A 17090-nucleotide genomic window follows, 5' to 3' on the forward strand; every position below is an offset into this window, starting at 1 on the left:
CCGCACAGCTGGCACACAGGCGGCGCAGAGGCGCGACACAGCGGAGGTGTCCACGATGGGGGGCATGGTCATCCAGGGGCAGACCGTGCCGGGCCGGATCGAGTTGCGCCGCCCGGACGGTGAACCGGTCCGCGTGCTGGTGGTGGACGACGAGGCGACGCTGACCGATCTGCTGTCGATGGCGCTGCGCTACGAGGGTTGGCAGGTGCGCAGCGCCGGCAACGGCATGGCGGCGTTGAGCGCCGCCCGGCAGTTCCAGCCGGACGCCGTCGTCCTCGACGTCATGCTGCCCGACCTCGACGGCTTCCAGGTGCTGCGTCGGTTGCGCGAGCACGCCCCGACCGTGCCGGTGCTCTTTCTGACCGCCCGGGACGCCGTCGAGGAGCGCATCGCCGGGCTGACCGTGGGCGGCGACGACTACGTGACCAAGCCGTTCAGCCTGGAGGAGGTGATCGCCCGGCTCCGCGCGCTGCTGCGCCGCTCGGGCTTCGCGGTCGCCGCCCACGAGGAGGCGCTGCTGACCGTCGGCGACCTCAGCCTCGACGAGGACAGTCACGAGGTCCGCCGTGCCGGCCAGCTCGTCGCGCTGACCGCGACCGAGTTCGAACTGCTGCGCTACCTGATGCGCAACCCGCGCCGGGTGCTCAGCAAGGCGCAGATCCTCGACCGGGTGTGGAACTACGACTTCGGCGGCCAGGCCAACGTGGTGGAGCTGTACATCTCGTACCTGCGCAAGAAGATCGACGCGGGGCGACCGCCGATGATCCACACGCTGCGCGGCGCGGGCTATGTCCTCAAACCCGCCGACTAGGGCACTCGTCCGGCTGCGGCGCTGGTGGGCCGGCCGGTCGCTGCGGACCCGGCTGGTGCTCGCCCTGGTCGCGCTGCTCGCCCTGGTCAGCGTCGCCATCGGCGGGCTCACCACGCTGGCCCTGCGGCACGTGCTGGTCGCCCAGGTCGACACCCAGTTGACGATGGGGGACCGGCCGCGCGACCTGCCGCCGTGGTTCCGCCCCGGTGGCGACCCCGGGCGGCCCGCGGTGCGGCCGGGCGTTGCCGCACCCTCCCCGCCGGAGCCTCCGCGCGGCTTCCCGCCGGGCTCGCTCGCCGTGCGCCGGGCCGACGGCGTCACCACGGCGACGCGGAGCACCGCGAGCGGCAGCCTCGCCGACGTTCCCGCCGCCGACGCCGCACGGCTGGTCGCGCTGCCCACCGACGGCCGGCCCCGCACCGTCACCCTCGACGAGGGGGACGTCCGGGCGGTGGCCCGGCAACTGCCCAACGGGGTCGTGGTCGCCGTGGGCATTCCGCTCAGCGGTGTGCGGGACACCGTCTGGGCGCTGGTCGCCGCGCAGGCCGGGGTCGTCGGCCTCGGACTGCTCCTGGCCGGTGGCGCGGGCGCGCTGATCGTCCGGGCCACGCTGCGACCGCTGAACCGGGTGGCCGCGACCGCCGCCCGGGTCACCGAGCTGCCGCTGGACCGGGGCGAGGTGGCGCTCGCCGTCCGGGTGCCGGCCGCCGACACCGATCCGCGTACCGAGGTCGGCCAGGTCGGCGCGGCGTTGAACCGGATGCTGGGCCACGTCGCCGACGCGCTGGCCGCGCGGCAGGCCAGCGAGACCCGGGTACGCCAGTTCGTCGCCGACGCCAGCCACGAGCTGCGCACCCCGCTCGCGGCGATCCGTGGGTACGCCGAGGTGGCCCGGCGGGGCCGCGACGAGGTCCCCGCCGACGTGGCGCACGCCCTGCGCCGCGTCGAGTCCGAGAGCGCCCGGATGACCAGCCTCGTCGACGACCTGCTGCTGCTGGCCCGGCTCGACGCCGGCCGGCCGCTCGCGGCGGACCCGGTCGACCTGTCCGCCCTCGTGGTCGACGCGGTCAGCGACGCGCACGTCGCCGGCCCCGAGCACCACTGGCGGCTCGACCTGCCCGAGGTCGTCATCCGCGTGCCCGGCGACGCCGCCCGCCTGCACCAGGTGGTGGCGAACCTGCTGGCCAACGCCCGCGTGCACACCCCGCCCGGCACGACGGTCACCACCACCCTCGCCGTGGAGGCGGACGCGGCCGTCCTCACCGTCGCCGACGACGGACCGGGGGTGCCGGCCCAGCTGCGACCGGAGATGTTCGAGCGGTTCGCCCGGGGTGACAGTTCCCGGTCCCGGGCGCACGGCAGCACCGGGCTCGGCCTGGCGATCGTGGCGGCCGTCGTCGAGGCGCACCACGGCACGGTCGGCGTCGACAGCCGTCCCGGCCGGACGGTGTTCGCCGTCCGCCTGCCGGATCCCACAGCTGACGCATAGGCGGCGCACGGGGTCCCGCCAGTTCGGCCGCCGAGGCTGGCGGCATGGACCGAACAGACACCCTGTCGACGACGCCCGGCGACCCGGTCGGGCCGCCGCACCCGAGCACGCGCCCCGAGGAACACCCGCCTCCGGCGGGCCGTGCGGCGACCTGGACCCGGCCCGCTCTGCTGGCCCTGCTCCTGGGCACCGGCCTGCTCTACCTCTGGGGCCTGGGCGCCTCCGGCTGGGCCAACTCGTTCTACGCGGCCGCCGCGCAGGCCGGCTCGGTGAGCGGCAAGGCGTTCTTCTACGGCTCGTCCGACGCGGCCAGCTCGATCACCGTGGACAAGACGCCCGCCTCGCTCTGGCTGATGGCCCTGTCGGTGCGGATCTTCGGGTTGAACAGCTGGGCGATGCTCGTCCCGCAGGCGCTGTGCGGGGTCGCCTCCGTCGGCGTGCTGTACGCCAGCGTGAAGCGCTGGTACGGGCCGGCCGCCGGCCTGATCGCCGGAGCGGTCCTCGCCGTCACCCCGGTGGCGACGCTCATGTTCCGTTTCAACAACCCCGACGCCCTGCTCGTGCTCCTGCTGCTCGGCGGCGCGTACGCCACCGTGCGCGCGTTGGAGACGGCCAGTACCCGGTGGATCGTGCTGGCCGGCGCGCTGGTCGGGTTCGGCTTCCTGACCAAGATGCTCCAGGCCTTCCTGCTGGTGCCGGTCTTCGCCGGCGTCTACCTGCTGGCCGCCCCGACCGGGCGGTGGCGGCGGGTGCGCCAACTCCTGCTCGCCGGCCTCGCGGTGGTGGTGTCCGCCGGGTGGTGGGTGGCCGTCGTCGAACTCGTCCCGGCCAGCGCGCGTCCGTACGTCGGCGGGTCGCAGGGCAACAGCATCCTGGAGCTGACCCTCGGCTACAACGGTCTCGGCCGGATCACCGGCGACGAGGTGGGCAGCGTCGGCGGCGGCGCCGGACGGATGGGCGGTGGGGGTGGGCCGTTCTCGGGGCGGACGGGCCTGCTGCGGATGTTCGACGGCGAGGTCGGCGGTCAGATCTCCTGGCTGCTGCCGGCCGCGTTGATCCTGCTGGTCGCGGGCCTGGTGGTGGCCGGTCGGGCCGCGCGTACCGACCGCACCCGGGCCGGTCTGCTGCTGTGGGGTGGCTGGCTGCTGGTTACCGGACTGATCTTCAGCTTCATGTCCGGGATCTTCCACGCCTACTACACCGTGGCGCTCGCGCCGGCCGTCGGCGCGCTGGTCGGCATCGGCGTCACCCTGCTCTGGCGGCAGCGCCGACCGCGGCCCACCCCGGCCGCCGACGCGGACGAGGAACCGGTGCTGGTGTCCCGGTGGCAGCGGTGGCGTCCGCTGGCCGCCACGGCGACCCTCGCCGCCACCCTCGCGGTCACCGTCTGGTGGGCGTGGGTGCTGCTCGGGCGCAGCCCCGACTGGTACCCGTGGCTGCGTGCCGTCGTGCTGGTTCCCGGCCTGCTCGGCGCGGCCCTGCTCCTGTTGACCGTCCGACTGCCCCGGTGGCTGGGGGCCGTGGCACTGGGCGTCGGCGCGGCGGCGGCCCTCGCGGGACCGGCGGCGTACGCGGCACAGACCGCCGCGACCCCGCACACCGGCTCGATCCCGAGCGCCGGCCCCGCGGTGGCGGGCGGATTCGGCCGCGGTGGCTTCCCCGGCGGACGACCGCCGGGCGGCATGGCGTTCCCCGGCCGCGGGCAGTTCCCCGGCGACGGCCGCAACGGCGCGTCGGTGCCGGGCGGCGAGAACCGCAACGGCAACCAGGACGGCGGGCGGTTCCCGGGCCTTCCGGGCGTAGGGCAGATGCCCGGTGCTCGCGGCGGCGGCATGGGAGGTCTCCTCGACGCCCGCGAGCCCAGCGCCGCGATGCGCGAGTTGCTCGAGCGGGACAGCGACGACTACACCTGGGTGGCGGCCACCATCGGTTCCAACAACGCCTCCGGTTATCAGTTGGCCACCGGCGACCCGGTGATGCCGATCGGCGGGTTCAACGGCAGCGACCCGTCACCGACCCTCGCCCAGTTCCAGCGCTACGTCGCCGACCACAAGATCCACTACTTCGTGGGCGGTGGTGGCTTCCGTGCCAACGGAGGCAGCTCGGCCTCGCAGGAGATCTCCACCTGGGTCGAGGAGACCTTTACGGCGCAGACCGTGGACGGGGTCACCGTCTACGACCTCAGCACCGGCGCGGACGCGTCGTGACCGCGATCAGCGGCCCGCGTCCCGCCGTCCGGACCCGGTCCACCACCACCGGGGCGGTGCTGGACGTGGTGATCCCCGTCTACAACGAGGAGATCGACCTCGGGCCGTGCGTACGCCGGCTGCACGCCCACCTCACCGAGCACTTCCCGTACCCGTTCCAGATCACCGTCGCCGACAACGCCAGCGTGGACGGCACCCTGACGGTCGCCGAGGGCCTCCGCGCCGAGCTGCCGGGCGTCGAGGTGCTGCACCTGGACGCCAAGGGCCGGGGGCGCGCGCTGTCCGTCGCGTGGTCGGCCTCGTCCGCGCCGGTGCTGGCGTACATGGACGTGGACCTGTCCACCGATCTGGCGGCGCTGCTGCCGCTGGTCGCGCCGCTCATCTCCGGCCACTCCGACCTGGCGATCGGCACCCGGCTGGCGCGTACGTCCCGGGTGGTGCGCGGCGCCAAACGGGAGGTCATCTCCCGGGCCTACAACCTGCTGCTGCGCGGCGCGCTGTTCGCGCGGTTCTCCGACGCGCAGTGCGGGTTCAAGGCGATCCGCGCGGACGTGGCCGAAGAGCTGCTGCCGCTCGTGCGGGACACCGGGTGGTTCTTCGACACCGAGCTGCTGGTGCTGGCGCAACGGGCCGGGCTGCGCATCCACGAGGTGCCGGTGGACTGGGTCGACGACCCGGACAGTCGGGTCGACATCGTCGCCACCGCCCTGGCCGACCTGCGGGGGATGGGTCGACTCGGGCGGTCCCTGGTGACCGGCGCGCTGCCCGTGGCCGAGCTACGTGCCCAGCTCGGTCGGGCACCGCTGGCCGCGCCACCGGCGCAGGTGCCGGTCGGGCTGCCCGGGCAGCTGGTCCGGTTCGCCGCCGTCGGGGTGGCCAGCACGCTGGCGTACCTGCTGCTGTTCGTGGCCACCCGGGGCGCGCTCGGCGCGCAGCCGGCGAACCTGCTGGCGCTGTTTCTGACGGCGGTGGCGAACACGGCCGCGAACCGACGGCTGACGTTCGGGATCACCGGTAGCCGCAATGCCGGTCGGCACCACGCGCAGGGGCTGCTGGCGTTCGGCCTCGGCCTGGCGTTGACCAGTGGCGCGCTGGCGGCGCTGCACGCGGTTGTCGCCGTACCCGCCCGGTCGGTGGAACTGGCCGTGCTGGTGGTCGCGAACCTGGTCGCCACCGTGCTGCGCTTCGTGCTGCTGCGCCTGGGCATGCACCACCGGCGCAGCTAGGCCGGTCAGCCGGTCAGCATCTGTGCGAGGACCTCAACGACGCGCCGGGTGTGCCGCCCGTCGGGGTCCTCGTCGGGGTTCAGGTCGGTCACGCTCATCCCGAGCAGCCGGTCGGCGCGGGCCAGCGGCGTGACCAGTGCGACGAGGTCCGCCCACCGTGGCCCGTCCGGCTCCGGGTAAGTCACCGCCGGCAGGTCGCGCGGGTCCACCACGTCCAGGTCGAGGTGCAGCCAGGCCGGCCCGTCGCCGTCGGCGGCCAGGCCCGCGCCGACCGCACCGGCGCCGAGGCGCAGCAGGTCGACGGCGGGCACCTGGTGGATCGCCGGGTCGATCCGGGCCGCCTCGACGCGACTGTCCTCGTCGGTGGGCGGTCGGTGGCCGAGCAGGTGCACCCGGGCGGGGTCGAGCAGCGCGTCGTCGACGCCGATCGCGGCGGCCGGGCCGTGCCCGGTGACCACCGACAGGTCCATGTCGGCGGCCTCGCCGGTCGGCGACGTCGCGCCGTCGAGGAAGTCGGGATGCGCGTCGACGAACCACAGCTCGGTCGTGCGGGGCAGCGCGCGGCAGATGCCGGGCAGGATCGCGCAGTCGCCGCCGAGCACCAGCGGTCGGTGACCGTCCGCGATCAGCCCGCCGATCCGTGCGCTGATCGCGGCGCCGGCCCGGACCAGGCCGGCGGCGTCGATCACCCCGCTCGTCGGCTCCCGGTTCGGGTCCCGTAACCGGGCCTCGTCGATCTGCCCGTCGTCGTCGGCGGCCAGGGCGTCCAGCAGGCCGGCCCGACGCAGGGCGGCCGGTGCCCGTTCCTCGCCGCGCCGTGCGCCGGAGGAGTCCAGTGGCGCGTCCACGACCATCCAGCGCACGCTTCGCAGCCTACCGACGCAAGCCGCTTCCTGTGGCCGGGCTGGGAGTCCTCGGATGTGGGCGCGGTGGCGCGGACGAGCAGCGTACGGTGATGGACAAGTCCGGCTTACTGGGTCAAAAGCCTCATTGCTGTCGCCCCGGGACGCCGGTGTCGAGACGGGCGAGGGGAAGGAGCGGTCGGTGATCCATCTGGCCTACCTGGACGCGGGATCGGGCAGCCTGATCGTGCAGGCCGTCGTCGGCGGGGTGGCGGGCGTCGCGGTCGCCGCCAAGCTCTACTGGCGGCGGCTGGTCGACCGGTTCCGCCGGCAGCCCACCGACCAGCGGTAACGGTCGCGGCGACCATGACGAGCACACCCACCGGGGTACGCCCCGAGCCCGCCTCCTTCCGCGACCCCGCCAACCGGGTCTTCCACGTCGGCGACGAGGTGCTGCGCGGGCTCGACGCCCAGGCCGCCGCGCACTGGCGCACCCTCGCGGCCAGCCCGTTCTTTCCCACGCTCGTCTCGGCGGGCAAGGTCTGCGCCACCGAGGACGCCCCGGCCACGCTGGCGCCCGCCGGCACCGAATGGGCGGCGGTGCTGCGCCACGAACGCATCCCGTTCGTCTCGCACCCGTACGAGTGGTCCTTCGCCATGCTGCGCGACGCCGCGCTGCTGCACCTGGAGATCCTGCGTACCGCCCTCGCCGAGGGGTTCACCACCAAGGACGGCTCCGCCTACAACCTCCAGTGGCGCGGCGCGAAACCCGTCTTCATCGACATCGGCTCCTTCACGCCGGTCCGCGACGGCGAACCGTGGGCCGGCTACCGCCAGTTCTGCCAGACCCTGCTCTACCCGCTGCTGCTCACCGCGCACCTGGGCGTGGACTTCCAACCCTGGCTACGCGCCCAGGTCGACGGCATCGAGGCCGAGCAGTTGCGTCCCCTCTTCGGCGGAACCCGTCGGCTGCGCCCCGGCGTCCTGACCCACCTGCACCTGCACGGCGCGATGCAGCAACGCAACGCCGCCGCCAGCACCACCGACGTCAAGGCCCAGCTCCGGGCCGCCGGCTATACGCGCCAGTTGCAGGCGGCCACCGTACGCGGCATCGAGAAACTGGTCCGCCGCCTGGCGCACCGCCCCTCCGGCAGCCACTGGTCGGACTACCAGCGCACCTGCGGCTACTCGGCCCGCGACCGGGTCGCCAAGGAGCAGTTCGTGGTCGCCGCCGTGGCCGCCGCCGGCCGCCCGCGCCTGGTCCTCGACCTCGGTGCCAACGACGGCCGGTACTCCCGACTGGCCGCCGGGCACGCCGACTACGTGGTCGCCGTCGAGCAGGACCCGGCGGTGGTCGACGAGCTGTACCGGGCGCTGCGCTCCGAGGGGCAGCAACGGATCCTGCCGCTGGTGGTCGACCTGGCCGACCCGTCCCCGGGCGGCGGCTGGCGCGGCGTCGAGCGCGCCGGCTTCGCCCAGCGGGCGTCGGCGGACGTGGTGCTCGCCCTGGCTCTCGCGCACCACCTGGCGATCGGCCGCAACGTGCCGCTGCCGGAGGTCGTCGACTGGCTGGCCGGGCTGACCGCGCCCGGCGGGGCCGTGGTGGTGGAGTTCGTCCACCCGGACGACCCGATGGCCGCCCGGCTGCTGGCCAACAAGCCCGACGGACTCTTCCCCGACTACCGGCGGGACACCTTCGAACGGCTCCTCGCCGCCCGGGGCCGGATCACCGACCGGCTGGAACTGCCCTCGGGCACCCGCACGCTCTACCGGACGGTGATGGGTGGCTGACCCGCCCGTCGAGACCCCACCCGAACGCGGGCGGTGGGAGCGGGGGTGGCGCGGGGAGCTGGGTCGGGTGCTGGAGATCGTCGCGCTGGTCGGGCTGGTCGTCACCCAGCCGCTGCTGGACGTGCTCGGCCGCAGTCCCGACTTCTTCCTGTTCCACCGCGCCGACACCGGCCAGATCCTGCTGCTGGTCGCGCTGGTGGCGCTCGTACCCACCCTGCCCGTGGCGGCGCTGGGCGCGCTCAGTCGACTGGCCGGCCGGACCGCCCGCGCGCTCACCCATACGCTGCTCGTCGGCCTGCTGGTCGCCGCCCTCGCCGTGCAGGTGGGCCGGCACGTGACGACGCTTCGGGGCGTACCCCTGCTGGCTCTTGCCGGTCTGGCCGGTGTGGCCGGCGCGGCGGCGCACCGGCGGTGGCGGGCCCCGGGCCGTGCGCTGCGACTGGCCGCCGCCGGGCCGCTGGCGTTCGTGGCGCTGTTCCTGTTCGTGTCGCCCACCTCGGCGGTCGTGCTGCCGCGGGGCGACGGCGGCGCGGTCGGCACCGCGCAGGGCGGGGCCGTGCACCCGCCGGTGGTCATGCTGATCCTCGACGAGCTGCCGCTGGTCAGCCTGCTCGGCGGCGACGGCCGGATCGACGCGGCCCGGTTCCCGCACTTCGCCGAACTGGCCGGGGCGTCGACCTGGTACCGCAACGCCACCGGGGTCAGCGGCTGGACGCCCAACGCGCTGCCGGCGATGCTCACCGGTCGCTACCCGGCGCGGTCGGTCGCGCCGCACTACTCGCAGTACCCGGACAACCTCTTCACCGCCTTCGGCGGTCTGTACGACATCCAGGCCGAGGAGAGCATCACCCGGCTCTGCCCGCCCAGCCGCTGCGAACAGCCGGTCGCCCCCGAACAGGGCCTCGGCGTGCTGGTGAAGGAGACCGGCAAGCTGCTCGGCCGGATCGCCGGGCCGACGGAGAGCGCGGTCGACCCGGAGGACTCGTACCGGGAGCGGACGCGGGCCGAGGCCGGCCTGGACGCCGCCGAGCCGGTACCGGCCGACCCCAAGTTCCGCTGGGACAGCCTCGACGACAATCAGCCCGCCCGGTTCACCAGCTTCCTCGCCGGCCTGAAGCCGCGGCCCCGGCCCACCCTGCACTTCCTGCACTTGCTGATGCCGCACTCCCCGTGGGCGTACCTGCCGTCCGGCGCGCGCTACGACGCACCCGAGGATCTGCCCAACGACGGCGCCGGCTGGATCGACCTGGCCCGTCAGCGCCACCTCGCCCAACTCGGCTACACCGACCGGCTGATCGGCGAGACGCTGCGCACGCTGCGTGCCAGCGGCCTCTACGACCAGGCCCTCGTCGTCGTCACCGCCGACCACGGGGTGAGCTTCCGGCCGGGCGCGCAGGGCCGGGGGATGGACGCCATCAGGGCCGCCGCCGGCGAGGTCGCCTGGGTGCCGATGTTCGTCAAGGAACCACGGCAGCAGACCGGCCGGGTGGACGATCGCAACTGGGAACATGTCGACCTGCTGCCCACCGTCGCCGACGAGGCCGGCATCCGCCTGCCCTGGCGGGTCGACGGCCGCTCCGCCCGCCAGAGCCCGCGCGCCGACGCCACGAAACACTTCTACGACACCCCCGGGGAGGCGGTCACCTTCCCCGGCGGGGTGCCCACCCCACCGCCGCTGCCGACACCGCACCGGCTGGTCGGCACCGAGGTACGCGCCGGCCCCAGCGGCGGCAGCGCCCGCGTCGCCGACCTGGCCGCGTTCCGGGCCACCGATCCGGACACCGGCACCCTCCCGGCGCTCGTCTGGGGTGACGTGCCGGACGCCATCCCGGACGGCACGCTGCTGGCCGTCGCCGTCAACGGCAGGATCGGCGCGGTCGTCCCGGTGGTGCCGACCGACCCGGGCGGGCGTCGGTTCGCCGCGCTGCTCACCGACGACCGGCTGTTCCACGCCGGCACCAACCAGCTCGACGTCTATCAGGTCACGACCACGGGTACGCTGCGCCGCCTGGCGCTGTCCTGAAAACCGGCTGTCCGGCGGACTGCCGCGGACGGGTCGTTTGCGGCTTTCGTGGGCTTCCCGCCTGCCGGGATTGCGGGTTTCCCGGCCTGCTGGTCGGGAATCGGGTGACGCATACCTCACCGCCGAACCACGGCGGGCAGTGTCCCCCGAGCCGCAATTACGGTAGAAGCGAAGGCAATTCAACGTAGATCTGCCGGCGAAGCGAGGAACCACATGACGGAAGTCAAGCTCGACCACCCCGGCGGGCAGCTGTCGATGCCGGTGCATTCCGCGGTCGAGGGCCCCGCTGGCATCGGGGTGAGCAAGCTGTTGAAGGAAACCGGGATGACGACGTACGACCCCGGTTTCGTCAACACCGCGGCTGCCTCATCCGCGATCACCTACATCGACGGCGACGCGGGGATCCTGCGTTACCGGGGGTACCCGATCGAGCAGCTGGCCGAGAAGTCCTCCTTCCTGGAGGTCTCGTACCTGCTCATCTACGGTGAGCTGCCCACCGAGCAGCAGCTGACCGAGTTCACCGAGTGGATCCGGCGGCACTCGCTGCTGCACGAGGAGATGCGTCGGTTCTTCGACGGCTTCCCCCGGGACGCCCACCCGATGGCGGTGCTGTCGTCCGCCGTGAGCGCGCTGTCGACCTTCTACCAGGACAGCCTGGATCCGTTCGACTCCGAGCACGTGGAGATCTCCACGGTCCGGCTCATGGCGAAGGTCCCCACCATCGCCTCGTACGCGTACAAGAAGTCCATCGGGCAGCCGCTGCTGTACCCGGACAACTCCCTCGGGTACGTGGACAACCTGCTGCGCATGACGTTCGGCGTGCCGGCGGAGCCGTACGAGGTCGACCCGGTCATGTCGAAGGTGCTGGACATGCTCTTCGTTCTGCACGCCGACCACGAGCAGAACTGCTCCACGTCGACCGTCCGGCTGGTCGGCTCCAGCAACGCCAACCTGTTCGCCTCGGTGTCGGCGGGCGTGAACGCGCTGTTCGGCCCGCTGCACGGCGGCGCGAACCAGGCGGTGCTGGAGATGCTCCAGCAGATCCACGCCGGTGACGGCGACGTCCGGTCCTTCGTCCGCAAGGTCAAGGACAAGCAGGACGGCGTCAAGCTGATGGGCTTCGGCCACCGGGTCTACAAGAACTACGACCCGCGGGCGGCGATCGTCAAGAAGGCCGCGCAGGACGTGCTGGGCCGGATGGCCAAGCCGGACCCGCTGCTGGACATCGCCATGGAGCTGGAGGAGATCGCCCTCGCCGACGACTTCTTCGTCTCCCGGCGGCTCTACCCGAACGTGGACTTCTACACCGGCCTGATCTACAAGGCCATGGGCTTCCCCACCAAGATGTTCACGGTGCTCTTCGCGCTCGGCCGGCTTCCCGGCTGGATCGCCCAGTGGCGCGAGATGATCAGCGACCCGGAGACCAAGATCGGCCGTCCGCGGCAGGTCTACGTCGGCGCCGCCGAGCGGGACTACGTCCCGTTCAACGAGCGCTGACCTCCGCTCCTGGCACGACCGCAGGCCGTCGACCCGATTCGGGGTCGGCGGCCTGCGCCGTTCCCAAGGTCCTGCCATGCGGTGGTCCGTGACGCTTTTGCGCGGTGGCCCGCGGTGGCCCGCGGTCGTCCCGGCGGTACCCCGGGTCTGTTGTTCGCCTCCTGTCGAGCTGCCCCGGATATGGGGCGCGGAGTGGCGGGTTCACCCCCCCCCACCCGATCCCGGTCGTGCCGGCGGGCCGGTTCGCGAGCGTCGGCCCGGCGGACGGCGCACCGCTGCCCGGACCCGTCCGCACCGCCCCTTGTTGAGCGACCTCGACGGTCGGTCGCGCCACGTGTCGATCAAGGCGGCGTCCAGGTCCGTGGACCTGCCGGTCACAGTCACCCGGGGCTTCGGGCTCGCGGCAGGCAGCCGCCCGCAGCGGGGCAGGCAGCCGCCCGCAGTGGGGCAGGGCAGCCGCCCCATTTCTGGGGCAGCTCGACAGGGGACGCACCAGAGACCTGGGGTCGAGACCGGAGGTGCACGGCCGGGCTCAGAAGGCGGCGATGTCGCGGGCTCGTTCGCTGCGGCTGAGCGCGCCGATCAGCGCGGACTGACCGTGCCGGCGGGCGGCCAGCCGGACCAGCAGGTCGCGTACGGGGTCGAAGACCTCCGGCGGGAAGACCGGCGTGGGCACGCCGACGCTGACCGCCAGGTCGTCCGAGTGCACGACGATCTCCAACTGGCGGGTGAGCAGGAAGTCGGCGCGGCGCAGGGACCAGCCCTGCCACGGGATCGGCACCACGTCGACGGCGGCTCCCCGAGCCAGCAGGTCACCGACCTGCGCGAGCGCCTCGGTGGAGCGGGCGTGCAGGTCGTCCGGTCCACGGACCGCGTCAGCCTCGTCCGGGCCCTCGGCGACCGCGTCCTGGTCCGGCGTGCCCTCAGTGACCCAGGAGGCCCGTTCGTAGTGGTCGTCGGCCGAGTCGAGCGTGGGCAGCTCGGCGGGGGTCGGCAGCAATTCCGCCGCACGGATCGCCTGCCGTCCGAGGTGGCACGCCAGACCACCCACGGACAGGTGCGGCAGGGCGCTCGGGCGCGACCACCGCGCGGCCACCTCGGGGTGCCGGATCAGGTCCAGCGCGATCGAAGCGGCGACCGGGAAGGCCGAATCCAGGGAGTCGACAGGATGAGACATCCGCACAGTCTGGCAGCCCCGGCTGCCCGCCGCCGGGCGGCGACGCCCGACCGCCGCCCGGCGATCGACTCGCCTTGCCGGAAGTCGGGGTTTCCCAGGACGTCGGACACCCCGACTTCACGAAACCCGGGTCGATCACCCGAGCGGGGTCTCAGCGGAGGCCGGCGGCGGCCAGCAGGTTGCCGTCGGGCAGCGCCGGAAGCGCCCGGCCCTGCGACATGCGCTGTTCGGCGCGCTCGGTCGTGAACGCGGCGTCGTTGGCGATGGCGGCGCCGTAGCTGGCGGCGGTGCGCTGGGCGATGGCGGTCCAGCCGTACTGCTCGGTGACCATCCGACGGGCTCGGCGGGCCATGGCGCGGGCGCGCTCGCGGTCGGACAGCAGCGCGTCGACGGCGTCGGCGAGGCTGTCCGGGTCGTGCGGGCGGAACGTCATGCCGGTCGCTCCCGACTCGACGATCTCGGCGAGGCCACCGGTGGCGGCGACGGCCAGGGGCGCACCGGCGGCGGCCCCTTCGAGGGCCACCATGCCGAACGGCTCGTAGATGCTCGGCACGGCGAAGCAGTCGGACGCGGCCATCAGCGCCGGCAGGTCGGTGCCGCCGAGGAAGCCGGGCATGCTGACCATGCCGCCGAGGCCACGGCGGTGCACCTCGGCCTCCAGCTCGGCGCGGTACGGGCCGTCGCCGGCGATCACGGCGCGCAGCCCGGGGTGCCGCTCGCGCAGCCGGGGGAGGGCGGCGACCAGGTGCTGGACGCCCTTCTCGTACACCAGGCGGCCGGCGAAGGTGACCAGCGGGCCGTCGCCGGCGAACCGGGCGCGCGCCGCCGCCACGTCGCGTGCCGGCACCTTCCAGCGGTACGACTCGACGCCGTTGGCGACCACGTCGACCCGGCTGGCCGGTACGCCGAACAGGGCGTTGACCTCGTCGCGCATGTAGCCGGAGCAGACGATGACCCGGTTGGACTCGCCGCTGAGCCACTGCTCGACGCCGTGGATGGTGCGGTTCATCTCCTCGGGCAGCCAGCCCTGGTGCCGGCCCGCCTCGGTGGCGTGGATGGTGCTGACCAGCGGGATGTCCAGGTGGTCGCGCAACGTCATCGCGGTGTGCGCGACGAGCCAGTCGTGGGCGTGGATGACGTCGTACGCGCCGGCCTGGGTGGCGCGCAGGGCCGTGCGGGTGAGGGTGTGGTTGAACGCCATGGTCCAGGCGAGCAAGGAGCCGGTGGCCAGGGGGAACGTCACCGGGTCTTCGGGGGCGCGCAGGATGCGCACGCCGTCGGCGTACTCCTCCAGGGGTGCGCCCTCGGTGTGGCGGGTGACGACGGTGACCTCGTGCCCGGCGGCGGCCAGGGCCACGGACAGGGCGTGGACGTGGCGGCCGAGGCCGCCGACGAGCACCGGCGGGTACTCCCACGACAGCATGAGGATGCGACGGGTCTGCGGCGGTACACCGGGCCCGCGCTGCGCCGGCACGGCGGAGCCGGACTGCGCGGACGGACCGGGCGAGGTCGAAGGCTGGGGCCGGGAGGTCACGGTGGGTCGGTGGGTCCGGTCCTTGGTGGCAGCGAGCTGCTCATCGACCCGCAGGGTCGTCACATCTGTCTCCGTCCAGGCATGGAGGGGCGCGCCGGCGTCAGTGGCGGCGGAGAGGGTGGAAAAAGGGTGGCCGAGGGCCGACGGGCGCACGCGGGTGCGTGTCCCCCGACAAGCAAAGGCCATCGGACGCCGGTTCGCACCTCGAAATCGGCCATGGTGACGGAAGACACCTGAGGGTGTAGCGCGCATCAGACAGGTGGATTCCGGTCACCGCCTGAAAGGATGGATTGGCGCGCCCGGGGCGGGGGCACTACCCGCTTGCGCGCGGGCCGCTGAGCCGGCGCGCACATCACCATGGCTTGAGGGAGCGACATGCAGGTCTGGCCGGGCGAGCGGTATCCCCTGGGCGCCACCTACGACGGGATGGGCACCAACTTCGCCATCTTCTCCGAGGTGGCCGAGCGGATCGAGCTGTGCCTGTTCGACGAGTGGGACACCGGCGCGGAGCGCCGCGTGGAGTTGCGGGAGGTCGACGCGTACGTCTGGCACGCGTACCTGCCGGGCATCGAGCCGGGGCAGCGCTACGGCTACCGGGTGTACGGGCCGTACGAGCCGGCGAACGGGCTGCGCTGCAACCCGCACAAGCTGCTGCTCGACCCGTACGCCAAGGCCATCGACGGTGACGTCACGTGGGACCCGGCGGTGTACGACTACGAGCTGGGCGACCCGGAGACGATGAACGAGACCGACTCGGCGCCGTTCATGCCGAAGTCGGTGGTGGTGAACCCGTACTTCGACTGGGGCAACGACAAGCCGCCGCGCACGCCGTACCACCACTCGGTGATCTACGAGGCGCACGTGCGCGGGCTGACCATGCGGCACCCGGACATCCCCGAGGAGCTGCGCGGCACGTACGCGGGGATCGCCTCCCCGCCGATGATCGAGTATCTGACCCGGCTCGGGGTGACGGCGATCGAGCTGATGCCGGTGCACCAGTTCGTGCACGACCACCGGCTGCACGACCTGGGTCTGCGCAACTACTGGGGTTACAACACGATCGGTTTCTTCGCCCCGCACCACGGCTACTCGGCGCTGGGCCGCCTGGGGCAGCAGGTGCAGGAGTTCCGGGGCATGGTCAAGGCGCTGCACGCGGCGGGCATCGAGGTCATCCTCGACGTGGTCTACAACCACACCGCCGAGGGCAACCACCTCGGGCCGACGTTGAGCTTCAAGGGCGTGGACGCGCCGAGCTACTACCGGCTCAGCGAGGAGGACCGCCGGTACTTCGTCGACTACACGGGCACCGGTAACAGCCTGAACGTGCGCAGCCCGCACTCGCTGCAACTGATCATGGATTCGTTGCGGTACTGGGTGACCGAGATGCACGTCGACGGGTTCCGCTTCGACCTGGCGGCCACCCTGGCGCGCGAGTTCTACGAGGTGGACCGCCTGTCGACGTTCTTCGAGGTGGTGCAGCAGGACCCGGTGGTCAGCCAGGTGAAGTTGATCGCCGAGCCGTGGGACGTCGGCCCCGGCGGCTACCAGGTGGGCAACTTCCCGCCGCTGTGGACGGAGTGGAACGGCAAGTACCGCGACACCGTGCGGGACTTCTGGCGCGGCGAGCCGGCGACCCTGGCCGAGTTCGCGTCCCGGATCTCCGGCTCGGCCGACCTCTACCAGGACGACGGGCGGCGGCCCTTCCACAGCATCAACTTCGTGACCGTGCACGACGGGTTCACCCTCACCGACCTGGTGTCGTACAACGACAAGCACAACGAGGCCAACGGCGAGGAGAACCGGGACGGCGAGAGCCACAACCGGTCGTGGAACTGCGGCGTGGAGGGCGACACCGACGACGGGGCGGTGCTCGCGCTGCGGGCCAAGCAGCGGCGCAACTTCCTGGCCACGATCCTGCTGTCGCAGGGTGTGCCGATGATCGGCCACGGCGACGAGTTGGGCCGCACCCAGCACGGCAACAACAACGTGTACTGCCAGGACAGCGAGCTGGCCTGGGTCGACTGGGACAACGCCGACGAGCAGTTGCTGGACTTCGTCCGCACGCTCACCGACTTCCGCAAGCGCCACCAGGTGTTCCGCCGCCGCCGGTTCTTCACCGGCCTGCCGGTGGGCGGGCGTGGCACCGACGAGCCGCTGCCCGACCTGGCGTGGCACACCCCGGACGGGCGGGAGATGACCGGCGACGACTGGGGCAACGACTTCGGCCGCTCGGTGGCGCTGTTCGTCAACGGCGAGGGCATCCGCGAGCGCGGCCAGTACGGCCAGAAGCACCACGACGCCTCGTTCCTGCTGTGCTTCAACGCCCACGACGCGCCGCTGGACTTCACCATGCCCGGCAGCGAGTACGGGCAGAAGTGGGAACGGGTCATCAGCACGGCCGAACCGGAGCCGGGCGACGCCACGGTGATCAGCGCGGGCGGCACCATCCGGGTGCCGGACCGGTCCCTCGTCGTGTTGGAGAGGATGATCTGA

The 17090-nt window shown here is 73.0% G+C and carries 12 protein-coding genes; 9 read left to right on the forward strand and 3 right to left on the reverse strand.

Going from position 1 to position 17090, the window contains the following annotated elements:
• Positions 1–64 precede the first annotated feature (64 nt).
• The 4 genes from AB0I89_RS07635 to AB0I89_RS07650 are packed head-to-tail and all read left to right on the forward strand — an operon-like array spanning position 65 to position 5733.
• The gene (locus tag AB0I89_RS07635) at positions 65–811 is read left to right on the forward strand and encodes a response regulator transcription factor (protein ID WP_357122187.1); all 747 of its coding nucleotides are present in this window, start codon (positions 65–67) and stop codon (positions 809–811) included.
• Entirely contained in the window at positions 789–2300 is a 1512-nt protein-coding gene (locus AB0I89_RS07640) for a HAMP domain-containing sensor histidine kinase (RefSeq protein ID WP_357121827.1), read from the forward strand. Before AB0I89_RS07635 ends, AB0I89_RS07640 begins: the two co-directional genes overlap by 23 nt.
• A gap of 44 nt (positions 2301–2344) precedes the next feature.
• Entirely contained in the window at positions 2345–4507 is a 2163-nt protein-coding gene (locus AB0I89_RS07645; protein WP_357121829.1) for a glycosyltransferase family 39 protein, read from the forward strand.
• A gap of 5 nt (positions 4508–4512) precedes the next feature.
• Positions 4513–5733: a glycosyltransferase gene (locus tag AB0I89_RS07650; RefSeq protein WP_357122190.1), complete on the forward strand. Its 1221-nt coding sequence runs from the start codon at positions 4513–4515 to the stop codon at positions 5731–5733.
• A gap of 5 nt (positions 5734–5738) precedes the next feature.
• On the opposite strand, the gene AB0I89_RS07655 is transcribed toward AB0I89_RS07650, so the two are convergent.
• Positions 5739–6587, reverse strand: coding sequence for an arginase family protein (locus AB0I89_RS07655; RefSeq protein WP_357122193.1), 849 nt, complete (start codon positions 6585–6587; stop codon positions 5739–5741).
• Between the two features lie 190 nt (positions 6588–6777).
• Here AB0I89_RS07655 and AB0I89_RS07660 point away from each other — a divergent pair, with 190 nt between their 5' ends.
• The 4 genes from AB0I89_RS07660 (at position 6778) to AB0I89_RS07675 (ending at position 11886) form a co-directional block, all read left to right on the forward strand.
• On the forward strand, positions 6778–6927 hold the full coding sequence (locus AB0I89_RS07660; protein ID WP_167517342.1) for a hypothetical protein: 150 nt from the start codon (positions 6778–6780) through the stop codon (positions 6925–6927).
• A gap of 14 nt (positions 6928–6941) precedes the next feature.
• A complete protein-coding gene (locus tag AB0I89_RS07665; protein WP_357121833.1) occupies positions 6942–8366 on the forward strand; it encodes a class I SAM-dependent methyltransferase in 1425 nt (474 codons plus the stop codon).
• Positions 8359–10389, forward strand: coding sequence for a sulfatase-like hydrolase/transferase (locus AB0I89_RS07670; RefSeq protein ID WP_357121836.1), 2031 nt, complete (start codon positions 8359–8361; stop codon positions 10387–10389). The genes AB0I89_RS07665 and AB0I89_RS07670 overlap by 8 nt, the downstream gene beginning before the upstream one ends.
• Positions 10390–10602: 213 nt before the next feature.
• Positions 10603–11886: a citrate synthase gene (locus AB0I89_RS07675; protein ID WP_357121840.1), complete on the forward strand. Its 1284-nt coding sequence runs from the start codon at positions 10603–10605 to the stop codon at positions 11884–11886.
• Positions 11887–12418: 532 nt separating this feature from the next.
• Here AB0I89_RS07675 and AB0I89_RS07680 read toward each other — a convergent pair.
• Together AB0I89_RS07680 and AB0I89_RS07685 are read right to left on the reverse strand one after the other, a co-directional pair.
• Positions 12419–13063, reverse strand: coding sequence for a maleylpyruvate isomerase N-terminal domain-containing protein (locus AB0I89_RS07680; protein ID WP_357121843.1), 645 nt, complete (start codon positions 13061–13063; stop codon positions 12419–12421).
• Between the two features lie 151 nt (positions 13064–13214).
• The gene (locus AB0I89_RS07685) at positions 13215–14660 is read right to left on the reverse strand and encodes a glycosyltransferase family 4 protein (RefSeq protein ID WP_357121847.1); all 1446 of its coding nucleotides are present in this window, start codon (positions 14658–14660) and stop codon (positions 13215–13217) included.
• 312 nt (positions 14661–14972) lie between these two features.
• On the opposite strand from AB0I89_RS07685, the gene glgX reads away from it, so the two are divergent.
• Entirely contained in the window at positions 14973–17090 is a 2118-nt protein-coding gene (gene glgX, locus AB0I89_RS07690; RefSeq protein ID WP_357121850.1) for a glycogen debranching protein GlgX, read from the forward strand.

The sequence above is a fragment of the Micromonospora sp. NPDC049801 genome (assembly GCF_040656575.1).
Taxonomy (GTDB): domain Bacteria; phylum Actinomycetota; class Actinomycetes; order Mycobacteriales; family Micromonosporaceae; genus Micromonospora.